This is a genomic window from Pedobacter polysacchareus, assembly GCF_019802255.1.
Lineage (GTDB): Bacteria > Bacteroidota > Bacteroidia > Sphingobacteriales > Sphingobacteriaceae > Pedobacter > Pedobacter polysacchareus.
This window is the reverse complement of the sequence record NZ_JAHYSS010000002.1, coordinates 205,717-219,349: the sequence shown is the minus strand read 5'-3', so window position 1 is coordinate 219,349 and position 13,633 is coordinate 205,717. Positions and strand designations below refer to the sequence as shown.

Annotated in this window: 10 protein-coding genes; 4 read left to right on the top strand and 6 right to left on the bottom strand. The window is 40.5% G+C overall.

Annotation, left to right across the window (positions count from 1 at the left end; genetic code table 11):
- Nucleotides 1-56: 56 nt before the first annotated feature.
- The 5 genes from K7X70_RS04790 to K7X70_RS04770 all read right to left on the bottom strand — a co-directional run bounded on the left by K7X70_RS04790 (nt 57) and on the right by K7X70_RS04770 (nt 6,345).
- The gene (locus K7X70_RS04790; protein WP_222535991.1) at nt 57-1,406 is read right to left on the bottom strand and encodes a sensor histidine kinase; all 1,350 of its coding nucleotides are present in this window, start codon (nt 1,404-1,406) and stop codon (nt 57-59) included.
- On the bottom strand, nt 1,406-2,083 hold the full coding sequence (locus K7X70_RS04785) for a response regulator transcription factor (RefSeq protein ID WP_222535990.1): 678 nt from the start codon (nt 2,081-2,083) through the stop codon (nt 1,406-1,408). Before K7X70_RS04785 ends, K7X70_RS04790 begins: the two co-directional genes overlap by 1 nt.
- A 210-nt stretch (nt 2,084-2,293) precedes the next feature.
- Nucleotides 2,294-4,492 (bottom strand): B12-binding domain-containing radical SAM protein, encoded by a 2,199-nt coding sequence (locus K7X70_RS04780; RefSeq protein WP_222535989.1) that lies wholly within the window; start codon nt 4,490-4,492, stop codon nt 2,294-2,296.
- Between the two features lie 96 nt (nt 4,493-4,588).
- Nucleotides 4,589-5,788 (bottom strand): winged helix-turn-helix domain-containing protein, encoded by a 1,200-nt coding sequence (locus K7X70_RS04775; RefSeq protein WP_222535988.1) that lies wholly within the window; start codon nt 5,786-5,788, stop codon nt 4,589-4,591.
- Between the two features lie 8 nt (nt 5,789-5,796).
- Nucleotides 5,797-6,345: an RNA 2'-phosphotransferase gene (locus K7X70_RS04770; RefSeq protein ID WP_222535987.1), complete on the bottom strand. Its 549-nt coding sequence runs from the start codon at nt 6,343-6,345 to the stop codon at nt 5,797-5,799.
- Nucleotides 6,346-6,492: 147 nt separating this feature from the next.
- Between K7X70_RS04770 and K7X70_RS04765 the strand changes: the two genes are divergently transcribed.
- Together K7X70_RS04765 and K7X70_RS04760 are read left to right on the top strand one after the other, a co-directional pair.
- Complete coding sequence (locus K7X70_RS04765) at nt 6,493-7,041, top strand: LemA family protein (RefSeq protein WP_222535986.1); 549 nt, start codon at nt 6,493-6,495, stop codon at nt 7,039-7,041.
- A 6-nt stretch (nt 7,042-7,047) separates the two neighbouring features.
- Nucleotides 7,048-8,991 carry a DUF2207 domain-containing protein gene (locus K7X70_RS04760; RefSeq protein ID WP_222535985.1) on the top strand — a complete coding sequence of 648 codons (1,944 nt, stop codon included), beginning with the start codon at nt 7,048-7,050 and terminating at the stop codon, nt 8,989-8,991.
- Nucleotides 8,992-9,090: 99 nt separating this feature from the next.
- On the opposite strand, the gene K7X70_RS04755 is transcribed toward K7X70_RS04760, so the two are convergent.
- A complete protein-coding gene (locus K7X70_RS04755; protein WP_222535984.1) occupies nt 9,091-10,416 on the bottom strand; it encodes a serine hydrolase domain-containing protein in 1,326 nt (441 codons plus the stop codon).
- Between the two features lie 431 nt (nt 10,417-10,847).
- On the opposite strand from K7X70_RS04755, the gene K7X70_RS04750 reads away from it, so the two are divergent.
- Nucleotides 10,848-11,945 carry a PAS domain-containing sensor histidine kinase gene (locus K7X70_RS04750; RefSeq protein WP_222535983.1) on the top strand — a complete coding sequence of 366 codons (1,098 nt, stop codon included), beginning with the start codon at nt 10,848-10,850 and terminating at the stop codon, nt 11,943-11,945.
- Nucleotides 11,946-12,451: 506 nt separating this feature from the next.
- Entirely contained in the window at nt 12,452-13,627 is a 1,176-nt protein-coding gene (locus tag K7X70_RS04745; RefSeq protein ID WP_222535982.1) for a helix-turn-helix domain-containing protein, read from the top strand.
- The last annotated feature ends 6 nt before the right edge of the window (nt 13,628-13,633 follow it).

The following is a 13,633-nucleotide window of genomic DNA, read 5'->3' as shown; positions in this document are numbered from 1 at the left end:
CGAATTAAGAAACACATTAAAATAACATTAGAATTTCAGAAAAGAGCTTTCTGGGCTCAGTTTATAGGTAGGATCACCTTAATTTCTGTCCCCACCTGTTCCTTAGAACTGATGCCAATGCTCCCCCGATGTAAGCGAATGATGTTTAACGACAAGGGTAAGCCAATGCCATATCCTTTAAAATCTGTTGTATTTGAGGCTCTGTAAAAGGGTTCAAAAATATGCTGTACATCACCTGGAGGAATGCCTATCCCCTGGTCTTTTACCGCAACGGATAATACATTTAGCTTGCTTTCTAAAGTAACCAATACGGTTTTATTGTTAGAATATTTACAGGCATTGCTGACAATATTCGTAATGGCGAGTTTCAGCAGGTTAAGATTGGCTTTTACGGTGATTTGATCTTCATCCTCTGGCAGCTGACTAAAGTCGATCTCAATTTTACTTTCCGGGTGTACTTGATTTACGGTACGCTGGACATCCCAGATCAATTCGTCCATTCTGACTTGCTCCCAGGGTTGGGTCTTACCATTGAAGCCGGATTGAGCTAAACCTAACAAGCTGGTCAATATGTGTTCTAAACGATCTGATTCATCCTTTATTTTGCTGAGCGCCTGACGTTGTCTGAGGCTTCCGTCTTCAGCTTTCAGCTCCAATTCTACTTCTGCACTAATAATGGTTAATGGCGTCCTTAACTCGTGCGAAGCATTGCTGATAAAGTTATTCTGTGTTTCAAAAGCAGTCTCCAGTCGATTTAACATGTTGTTAAAAGTTTGAGAAAGCTGAGCCATCTCATCATTACCGCGTACCTCCAGCCTTAAATGCAGGTTTTCCGCTTTTATCTTTTTGACACTTTTAATGATGTTCCTTAAAGGGGTCAGCATATAGTTGGAGAACTTCCAGCCTACGATAAAAGACATAATGATGGATAGAAAAAAACCAGCAACCAAGATTTTCTGCAGATCCTTTAACTCTCTAAATCCAAAAGGATCATTCGCTGAAACGATGATGATGTGGCTTTGCCGATCTTCAGCCAAATATTTCCCTACGTAGAAATGGTTTTCTGTGCGGTATCGCGCTATTTTCCCTTCTTTAATCTGATCATAAAAACTCTTTGGCAAATCGATTCCTATTTTTGGATTGCCGATCTTATTTTTTTCAATCACGTATTCCTTTTCGTCGGGTAGACGTTCCAGATATTGATTGCGCACTTTGGCATATACGTTGTCGTTATGATCTTCAGAAGTTCTGATTTCCGCAGCGATATTCACCCTGGCTTCTAATCTTTTATAGAAATCTTCAAAGGCAAAATCATTCGCAAAATACCAGACAAAGCCGCTTAACATGGAAATGATTACAGCAGATAAAATGGCGAAGAGCAGTGTTATTTTCTTGGCAATATTCATTAAGCATCTTTTAAAACGTAGCCTAATCCAATTGCAGTGTGTATGAGTTTCTGAGTGCCTGGCTTATCCACTTTCTTACGCAGGTAATTTACATACACATCCACAACGTTAGTTCCCAGGTTAAAATCAATATCCCAGACGTTCTCTAATATGTCAATTCTGGATAGGATTTTTGATTTGTTCTTAGCCATAAATGCTAATAAGCGATATTCTGTTGCGGTTAAGGTCAGTTCAACATTGGCTCTTTTTACGGTCTTAGCTGATAAGTTTAATTGCAAATCTGCAATGGTAATTATTTGGTCGTTTACCACTGCGCCACCGTAGCGCCTAAGCAACATGCGGATACGGGCAAAAAGTTCTGCAAACTGGAAGGGTTTAGTCAGGTAATCATCAGCACCATTGTCCAGGCCATTCACCACATTTTCTGTAGTGCCTAAGGCGGTTAGCATAATGATGGGAACGGTTGGTGTGTTTTTCTTAATGATTTTACAGAGTTCCAGGCCATTGATCCCTGGGAGCATAATGTCTAATATAATCAGGTCAAACTGACTTTTAGCAGCCATTTCTGCCCCTATTAAACCATCCGGAGCTACACTCACGCTAAATCCTTCATCGGTTAACCCCCTTGAAATCACAGAAACAACGTTCGGCTCATCTTCAACTAGCAGTAAATTCATGAAGCAAATAGTCTAAAAATCATTACCTATCAAAATGTTAGGGCTTAAAATATGAAAGCATGATGATTTTTTAACATAATAAAGACATTAAAAAGTGTTGATTTACAAATTCAGAGATATTAGGTGTAAAAATAAGGAATCAACTCCTATTCGCTTTGCTGTTTTAAGTTTTGAACTTAGAATTAGAAATTTTAGATCCTGTATGATCAGTTAAAGCACCAATAAGCCTGAATCTCTTAGGTTATAAATAGGTTCTGAGTACCAGAACAGCTCAAAAAGTTCCATTGACTGTTCATAATCAGCTTTGATGTCCTGGAAAGTATAAACCTGGGTATTGGATGCCGATATTTTCTGCAAAATGGAGTTTAACCATTCGCCTTCCTTTTTATCGGCCTGAATGGTAAAGCTTTCTTTTTTATCATGAAAAGTGAGCACCATGGTTTCCGAAGGCTTATTCTTTTTATACTTAGTAAAAATTTCGGTATCAGGCTTCCCTCCTAGCCATACTATTTTAGCCGTTGGTTTGGTATTCAGCTTACTATCTTCTTTTATGGCTTTTTCAATAAAGTCGGCAGGAATTTCTGTTTTCGGGATTTTAAAATCGAACCATTCCTGCAATTTGTATTCGAAACAGATGCCATGCATGAAGTTGAAGAGTGATTTTTTTAGGCCGAAACTGAACTTGTTATGGTCTATTCCTGTTTTATCGATATAGTTGATATCGTTATTTGCAAAGGTTCCTATGGCTTCAGTTTCTTTGACCACACCAAATTTCTCCGGATATAGGCCAACCGGACTGTGAGCGGTCATCGCAAACTGGTGCCAGAAACCGGATTGTAATACGCCAGCTTCGAACAATTGTCTGACCATCTCCAGGCTGTCTACGGTTTCCTGAACGGTTTGTGTCGGATAACCGTACATCAGATAAGCATGAACCAGGATCCCCGCTTCCGTCAGGTTTCGGGTTACGCGAGCGACCTGTTCCACCGTTACACCTTTATCAATTAGTTTCAATAAGCGGTCAGATGCCACTTCTAAACCACCGGAAACGGCGATACATCCGGAAGCTTTCAGCAGAATACATAAATCTCTGGTAAAGCTTTTTTCAAAGCGAATGTTTGTCCACCAGGTCACAGAAATTTTCCTTCTTAGAATCTCCAGTGCCACTTCCCGCATTAATGCTGGTGGTGCGGCTTCATCTACAAAGTGAAAGCCATTCTGGCCGGTTTTTTCGCTGAGCTCTTCTATCCGATCTACGATCAGTTTAGCGGCAACAGGTTCATAGACTTTAATATAATCTAAGGAGATGTCACAAAATGTACATTTCCCCCAATAGCAGCCATGCGCCATCGTCAGCTTATTCCATCGTCCATCACTCCACATCCGATGCATGGGATTCACAATTTCGATGACTGAAATGTATTGATCTAATTGTAAGTCGCTATAATCCGGCGTGCCTACATCAGCCTGTTTATAATCACTTCTTAACGCATCATTCCTATAAACAACTGCGCCATTTTCTAATAGAAAGGTTCTTTTATACAAATGAAATTCGCCCGGTTTGATGACTGCATTGTAGATCAGTTCAATCGGCAATTCGCCATCATCAAGCGAGATGTAATCGAAAAACTCAAATACTCTTGCATCAGAAAGAGAACGTAACTCTGTATTTGGGAATCCTCCACCCATGGAGATTTTAACCTCAGGATAGTTTCTTTTCACATACTGCGCGCATCGGAAAGCGGCATATAGATTCCCCGGAAAGGGAACAGAAATCAAGAACATCTTAGGTTGAATCAGTGCAAGCTTTGCTTCCAGAATTTCCATCAGGAGCTTGTCCATATAGGTATATTCCTGATTTAGGGCTTCATAAAGTTCATCAAATGAGTTGGCACTTCTGCCTAAGCGTTCTGCATAACGACTAAATCCAAAATTCGGGTCAATGCATTCGATGATAAAATCTGAAATATCTTCGAGATATAAGGTGGCCAAATGCTTTCCTTTGTCTTGCGTTCCCATACTTCCAAATGCCCAGTCCAGCTCATCCAACTGTTCAAACCTGGAGGCTTCCGGTAAATAATCCTCCTGACAAATCTGCAAAGCTAAAGTTGGATTCTTCCCTTGCAGGAAAGCAATCACCGCATCAATAGATTTGATATACTCCTCTTTTAATGCCTGAATCCGTCTTGCATTCGGACTTTTCTGGGGAATTGCTTTTTTCTCCGCATGAGCGAACAGCTCTTCCAGTCCTTTTCTTGAAAACAAAGCCAAAATCACTTCAATACCTAAATCAGCCTGAGTCGATGAAATATTTTTAGTATTCAAAAAACCTTTGATATAGGCAGTTGCAGGATACGGGGTATTCAGCTGTGTAAAGGGAGGAGTGACAAGGAAAAGATCTGTTTTCAAAATGGAATTGCTATTACTTCGCAAAAATACGATAATAGTTTGGAATGCCATGAACACAAAAAGGAGCGGCAGCGATATAAGAATAGTAGCTCATATTTAGTCTTCGTTAGAGAAACTCCTACTGATCAGTTCCAGATAACTTTCATTATTGGATCGTTTGAAAACAATGTCCTGACATTTGTTGAACCGTACAAACTCTTTTAAAGCTTCAATAAATTTTTCTATGGTGGATTGGTCGAGATCTATGGCTTCAAAATGTATGTTATGAACGATCAACAGCTTCTTTTTGCGATCAGCTTTTGCATCCATCCTTGCGATAAATGTATCCCCTGCAAGCACTGGTAGTGAAAAATAACCATAAAGACGTTTAGGAGCAGGCACGAAGCATTCGATCTGGTAATCAAAATTGAAAAAATCCTTTAAGCGGTGACGAAAAACATTCAGGATATCAAAAGGAGAAAGAATAAAGACTTCATCAGCCAGCTCAAGATTGATTTCCTGATTTTGAAGCATATATAAAGGAGTTTTCAAGCCCTCTATAGTGACCGATTTCACTTCAGCTTCGAGGATCATTTTTTCCAGCTCTATTTTTAGAAGATTGTCTTTCACACGACGGGATCGCCATTTCATTTCCTTCAGGGAGGCAATTCCTAATGCGCCTAAAGTCTGACGTATGATAAAACGGGCATATTCTTCCGCTGTAGGCATATTTAAATCTATATCATCAGGCACCAGATTGAGCGGTAAGTCATACACTTTTTGAAAGGTTTTACTACGGCTAATCATCAGTTTACCTTCCAGATAAAGTCTTTCGAGCGCCACTTTAGCAGGTCGCCAATCCCACCAGCCTGTACTGGCTTCAAGGCGGTCGTTGTCAAAATCACCAACCATTACTGCACCGTCCCTTTCCACCTGATCCAGGATCTGCTTCATTAAATTGTGTTCTGCTTTACTGAGCGGTTTTCCTTGTATTTCAAAAGCTTGTTTTACCGGCAAGGAAAAGCGAAAGTCAGACATGGGAAGGAACCCTGCATCCGAACTGAAGTATTCATAAATACGGCCATCTTCACAAAGTTCAGTCAGCCATTCTGTTTGATAATCTGGAATGCGCGCAGCCATCACATGATGATGCGCACGTTCCACCACATAATTTGTGTCAAGCTGGACGAAACCCAAATGGTCAATCAGCCGGTAGACGGCTTCTATTCCCGTACCAAACTGAGCTTTTCTGGCCAGTCCGGCGGCTGTAATAATAATTTTCCTTGCTTGTGATTTTGTAAGATTGATGCTTCCCATTGGCTTGTTTAAGTTCTATCAAGAAAATCAACGGGAACATGGTCTGTAAGCCATACCTTATTATCTGATAGATAAAATAAATGGCCAGCCTGATGCATCAGGCCCGATTTCACCTCAAAAACTACAGGTTTACCGTGTCTTCCCCCAACCTGTATCGCTGTTTGCAGCTCCTGACTTAAATGCACGTGCTGTCTTTCACGTTTTTCCAAGCCAGTGTTTAAGATTGACTCGACATATTTCTCTGCTGTTCCATGGAAAAGAACATCAGGTGGAAGCTGTGGCACATAACCTAGTTCTACCGAAACAGAATGTCCTTGACTGGCTCGGATCTGTTCTTTGTTATCGTTAAAACTAAAGCGCTTTTTGCTATTGGTTTCCACCACCTGGTTCAATAATATACGATCTACAGCGATGTGATGAATATTCATCTGCTGTATCAACAGCTCAACATCTACCCAACCATGCTGATCGAGCTCAATACCAATCAATTCCGGCTGATGCCTCAGCACCAGGCTTAAGACTTTACTAATCTTGGTCAGCTCTTTACTATTCGTCATTTCACAAAATAATTTTACCAGGAAGTCATTCAAATTACACCTGTGTAGGACGAAATTATAAATTTAGAACCAGGAATTTATTGAAATAAGCATAAAGAGAAAGCCACTACAAAAATAATTGGATTTTTTTCTATCTTTCTCTTACCTATGTTATACCTCTTAATCGCCCTAATTTGCTTGCTAATAGTTGGCAGCATCTATTATTACAATACACTTGTGAACAAGAAAAACAGGATGAAAGAAGCCTGGAGCGGGATCGATGTCTATTTGAAGAAACGGTATGAACTGATTCCGAACCTCGTTGAAACCGTTAAAGCTTATGCCAGCCATGAACAAAAGCTGATGCAAGATCTTGTTCGACTACGTAATGAAGCGATTCAAACTCAGCAAAATCAAACAAAAATCAATACCGAGCACCTTCTTTCAGAAAACATCAGCAGATTGATGCTGATTGCGGAAAGTTATCCTGATTTGAAGGCAAATACCAATTTCCAACTGCTCCAGACTCAACTGGAAACCATAGCATCTGAAATTGAGCTTTCCAGAAGGTATTACAATGGGACAGTGAGGGAGAATAACATTCAGGTTCAATCCTTCCCTTCCAACCTTATTGCCGCTGTCTTTGGATTCAAAAATGGTATTTACTTCGAAATAAACAATTCTACAGAACGCGATCCGGTAAAGGTTTCTTTTTAAAGCATCATGATGAAAATAAGATCTCTATTTACGCTGCTTAGTGTTTCATTGCTATTCCTTCCTGCTTTGTTCACAAAAACTTTAGCGCAGGAGCCACTTAATGCACAAAGCGAGCAGGAAAACCGTTCTGAAAGAATCATTTCTTTTCATAGCGACATCAGGATTGATACTTCAGGTATGATGTACCTGTCGGAAAAGATCAAGGTTTACGTATCTGGATCCCAGATTAAACGTGGTATTGTGAGGAGTATTCCGGTTTATCGGAAAGATATATTTGGCGACAGGAAATCTGCCGATTTTAAGATAACGAGCATTTTAAGAGACGGAAAAAAAGAAAACTACAAGACCAAAAACGATGGCAGCGTCCGCAGCATCTATATGGGGAATGAGGATATTATTCTTGATCCTGGCATCTATACTTATGAAATTAATTACCAAACTAAAGGACAGGTCGGCTTCTTTAAAACCTATGATGAAATTTATTGGAATGTAACTGGTAGTGAATGGGATTTCGAAATAGAAAAAGCCTCTGCGACTATTGTACTTCCTGAGGGAGCGCTACCTGGCAATACGGCTTGTTATACTGGCCCTGCTGGTTCAACCAGTAAAAACTGCAGCATCAGCATCAATCCAGACCATTCCATCAGCTTTCAAACCACCGAAAGTCTCCCCTCAGGAAGTGGATTCACGGTATCCTCCGCTTTTACCAAAGGGATCATACTCAGGCCATCTAATTTCGAACTTTTTTATCAGGACTATCTGAAAATAACCCTGACCCTGCTGCTGTTAGTTGGCCTTGGAACTTACTATTACATCAGCTGGTCGCGTTATGGACGGGATCCTCAGGAGCCAGTCATCATTCCTAGTTTTAATATTCCAAACGATTGGTCGCCAGCACTGCTCCGTTATTTTTACATCAAAAAAATAGATGATAAATCATTTGCCATCTCTGTCATAAATATGGCCGTTAAAAAAGTCATAAAAATCAGTAAAGGAGTCGCAGATCCTAAAAAAGAAGATTACGTGGTTGAAAAATCAACGGGTTCCACAAATGTGCTGTCAAAAGAAGAAGATGCCATTTACGTTCGTTTCTTCAACAAGAGAAATAGGATATACATCAATAAATCGAACGGTTCGACTATCAATGCCGCAAAAAATGCACATAGCGACAGATTGAAACCACAGCTTGACCTAAAAAGTTTCTTCATTAGTCACAAAAAACATTTAATCAAATCGACGCTGGTTACGCTGGCTGTATTTGCGGTGTTCATGATTTTTATCGAAACCGGTACTCCTTTCATCATGCTTTTCCTCAGTCCTTTTATCCTGATCGGAGGATTTTGCTTCTTTGCAGGTTTCAAAATGATCCGCGAATCTATACCTGTAGGGATTTTCCTAATCATTTGGGGAGCTGGGTTCGGCGGTGCTCCACTCTACATGCTACTTTCGAACCTGAGCAGATTGCCCATCATTTCGCTCGTATTCATTTCCGTCAGCTTGACTATGTATGCGTTATATGTTTACCTGATCAGAGCCCCTACAGCAATTGGAACCGATGCGATCAGCAAGATTAAAGGATTTAAAATGTATCTGGAAACGGCAGAGGAACATCGCTTAAATCTATTAAACCCGCCTGAACATACGCCTGCATTGTTTGAAAAGTTTTTGCCATATGCGATGGCACTTGATGTGGAAAATGCCTGGGGAGCCAAATTTGAGGCGCTGCTCAATGCGGCAGATTACAGTCCGGATTGGTATGAAGGCGACAGGTTTTATTATCCTCAAATGACCAAAGGTTTTATGGTGCCATTTAGCAGTGCGGTCAGTGATAGTAAACCAGATACCGGCTCTTCCTCCAGATCGTCTGGAAGTTCAAGCTGGAGCTCTGGAAGTAGTGGCGGCGGTTCTTCTGGTGGTGGAGGTGGCGGCGGAGGCGGTGGTGGATGGTAAAGCTATTCTTTGAACCAGAAATTTGTGTATCCAGTTACAAAACTCTTAAAACTAAAAAGCCTTAGATTTCTCTAAAGCTTTTCTATGTGATATCAGCAGTTATTTACCTAGGAGAAATTTGGCTACCGCATGGTAAGCTGGCAGTGAATAAGGATCGTTAGCGGAGTTGCTCGCAACCGGGTTTGATGCAAAGCGCACAATCACCATATCGGCTTTTGGATCAATGTAAATGACTTGTCCGTGTACTCCACGGGCGCAGAAAGCACCGTGTTCGTTATTGGTGATCCACCACATATCCCTATAACTCCAGCCTTTCAGCAAAGGGTAATTTGCTTTTTCAAAAGCCTTTTTACTACCCCCTTTACGAATATCATCAATAGCTGATTTTGGGATGATCTGCTTGCCGTTGGCGACTCCCTTGTTCAAAATCAACTGTCCAAAACGCGCCATATCCCTTAAGCCCATATTAAATCCCCCACCAGCAAAGGCAGTTCCTATGCCGTCAACAGAATAATAAGCATCCTGTTCCATCCCAATTTTGCTCCAGACCTTTTCCGACAGCACTTCTGCGATGGGTTTGCCAGTAACGCGGGCGATGATCCAGCCTAAAACATCAGCATTTACAGTTTTATAGCCAAAAGCCTCCCCATGCGTCCCATTTTTCTGTACTGTTGGCAGGTATTCATAATAGGTTTTAGGGCCATCATACCCTTTCGGCTTAGGAAGCGGATTCCCTGCGGCCGAAAACGTCCAGATATCGGCATTCGGATCGGCGTAGTCCTCACTGAACTTCAGCGCGGTAGTCATGTCCATCACCTCCCGTACTGTGGCATCGCCGAATGCGGAATTTGCAAGTTCAGGAATGTAATGGGAAACCAATTTGGTAGTATCTATCAGCCCCTCCTTGGCCAGTATGATACCCAGTGTACCCGTAACGGATTTGGTGACCGACATCGCTGCATGCTGCCCATCCGGCTTTAAGGCACCGAAATATTTTTCGTAAACAATTTTACCATGCTGCATGATGATCACCCCATCGGCATATACCTTTTGAAGTGATTCTTCCCATGTAATTGCCTTATTTTCACCCAAGGGGATAAACTTAACCTGGTCAATTTCCTTTCGGAGACCTTTAGATAAAGGTACGGCATTGCCCAGTCCGCGCGAGACATTGGTAGTAGGCATAAACTGGCGCATGTGGGCGGTACTCCATCTAAGGGCAGGAAATTGAAAAAAACTTCCGTCTTCAAAGTACACTATTTTGTCGGCCGGCGGCGGCGAACCTTGCATCCAACCCATTTTTATAGGATCACTTTCTTTGGCATCCAAATATTTTGGCTTTTCCTGGGCTTTCAACCCGGAGCTACAGAGTACTAACAAACCGCTTAGCACAAAAGGGAAGCCGGGGATCGTGTTTTGTTTCATGATGTTTCAGATTAATAAGAAGAACATATAAAACCTAACAATGGAAAGGAGTATTCGTTTGCCCCATTTAGCCAGGTCATGTTTCAGTTTATAATTTGAAACATTCTTTTTACCATGCCCATCATCACTTTTGTGATTTCAGCATAAGTAAAGGACGCTGTAACTGATAAAGCAACAGATATGCCTAGATAAAACTCGAAGAGTTATATAAAAAAAGGGAATTTCATTAATAAAAGTGCAATGATTAGTAAGATAGTTGTAAAGGAATATCTAAATAGAGATTTGTATTAAAATATAAGCGGACTTGGAAAAAGAAAAAGGAAAAAAATAGCGCTACTAGTGAACTGTCTCAAATTCTACGATGACACAGCTCTGTACTGCTTAGACGAATTTCATTTGCGTAACTTACAGTACACCTATCTATCATCGCTATGATTATCGAAAAAGGACTCAATTTTGAGGGCTATTTCCGAACGGCCTCACCCACGCTGATCTTAAAACCAGACCCTCCGTATTTCACTATCCTTGCTGCAAACAAAAGTTACCTGGAAGTGACTGCCACCTGTCACAAAGACCTGATAGGTCGGGGAATCTTTACTGCTTTTCCCGAAAACCCTGATGACAGGGAATCAAGGAATACCAAAATACTTTATGAAAGTTTTATGGCAGTAATGAAAACCAAAAAGCAGCACATACTACATGCACAACGCTACGATATACCCATCAGGGGTACAAACCAATATGAGATCAGGTATTGGGTTGTCACAAACTTCCCTGTTCTTGACGATAAGGGTGAAGTGGTCTACGTGATCCATACCAATGTTGACATTACCAATGAAAAGCATAAAGAGCACCTTAAAAATGATTTTATTGCCATGGTTAGCCATGAACTTAAAGTACCGTTAACTGCTTTAAAATCTTACCTGCAGCTCTCGCAAAGATCGCTTTTAATGAAAAAAAAAGAAGATATAACCGAAAAACTGGATAAGGCAGCTGTGCAGGTTAACAAAATGACTAAAATGATCAACGGTTTTCTTGATATAGCCAAACTTGAAGCAGGCCAAATTAAAATAGAAAAATCCCAATTTGATCTTTTAGCATTGATCCGTGAAGTAGTTGATGAAATTAAAGTAATCCTGCCCGATCATCAAATTATTTTTATAGAAAGAGATGGTTTATGGCTTGAGGCAGATCGCAATAAGATTGGTCAGGTGATCACTAATTTCTTAAGTAACGCTGCAAAATACGCTCCAGACAAAAGGGAAATCCGGCTTGATTTTAAAAAAGTACCAGGTGCTGTCAGGATAAGTGTAATGGATAGCGGAATTGGAATGAGAGAAGAAGACATCCCCCATTTATTTAGCAGGTTTAAGCGGATTGAAAATGTCCATACATGTAAAATTCTTGGCTTTGGCATAGGATTATATATTTGTGCCGAAATTGTGAAAAGCCATAAAGGAAAAATCTGGGCAGAGAGTGAATTTGGCAAAGGTAGTACATTTATATTCGAACTCCCCTTAAGCCACTAATCAGCTGGGCAAAAGACAAAATTAATGGCCAACTCCCGGTATCAGGATATTGAGCCCGGCCTGGACTGCCGTTCCTGCTAATCTGTCCTTTGTAGCAAAATTTTGGGTGATCCGGTCCATTACCCAAAATTTCATGATTGTAATCCAATAAGAATCGAAGCCCCCAATGCCCATGGTGCGATCAGAAACAAAACTTCTGCAATTGGTTTAACAGTAAACCCTTGGGATAACCCAGCCCAAAACATCGGATGATATTTCAGATTCTGATCATAAGAAGAACATTTATAGCTAAACAGCCGGAAAGAGTTTTCGTTGGACTCATTTAGCCAAGTCATGTTTCAGTTTATAATATGAGACATCCTTTTTACCATGGTCAGAATCACTTTTGTAGTTTTGCCGCTTAATCAGGCCAAGTTGTTAAAACACAATACTCATTTAGTTTATAAATGGAATACCTGGTTTTGTTTTATTTGTGCTAACGGAACTCTTGTCAAAAATCATCGCTCATGGAACAAAATCCTCAAACGTACTTTATCTTTTTATCTGCAGCACTGGGTTTGTTAATTGGCATTTTACTGGTATTTTTTTCATGGAAGAATTCGCATCACAAACATTTACTTGGCGTTTCAATGCTTTGCTATGCGCTGGTTTGCTTTGTAATTGCGCTCCGGCAGTCGGGGCTAATATTTGCCGTCCCCTGGATATTCAGGTTTGAAATGCCCACACTTTACCTTGTGGCACCAACCTCTTATTTATATGTGAGAGCCACCATACGAAACGAGACCCATTTTTTGCGGTATGACTGGCTACACTTTATCCCCGTAGCTGTTTTAGTGTGCGAATACATCCCCTATTACTTTCAGCCAGTTGATGTAAAGATCAGGGACATCAAATATTTTATTGCCCATGGCGCAGATATTGATTATCTGAAAGGAGGTATATTAAATATCAGGACTCACATATTTATTGGCCTGGGCAGTACCCTTGTATATGTTTTGTATCAATGGAAGCTGATCTCAAATTTTATCCGACAAGCTAAGCCGCAATTAAAAAAGGAGGATGCTTATATGATTCGCTGGCTACGATTGTACACACTATTAATTGTTTGCACCTATTTTGTGATCGTTCTGGTAAGGGTTAGTGAACTGGAGAATGCGCAAAACATAACCAATTGGCTTATTTCACTTCATTTGCTCATTACCAGTTTAATGTTACTGTTTCATCCCGGCATATTGTACGGGTTTAAAAATATCCTGCCACCACCTACTGCATTATTGATTAGGGATGACACCATACTGGAATTACCTCCTGAACCTGATGTACAGCTGGTATTGTACGATGGAAATAAACGTGAAGCCTATTTGGCAAAACTGGATAAAGTATTGTTAACTGAACGACCTTATTTAAACAAAGGTTATACGATTAAAAACCTTGCGGAGCATACGGACATACCAGTGAACCATCTTTCCTGCCTCATCAATAAAGAATTCAATATGAATTTTTCAAACTTCATCAACCATCACCGTATTGAATATGTAAAATCGCAGTTCGAAACAGAAGAATGGAGGTATTTGTCATTAGAAGGAATAGCATGGAAGGCGGGGTTTACTTCGCGGAGTACATTTTTCAGAGCTTTTGTAAAGCATACGGGTAAATCACCATCCTCCTATCTTGGGCTTTAACTAATT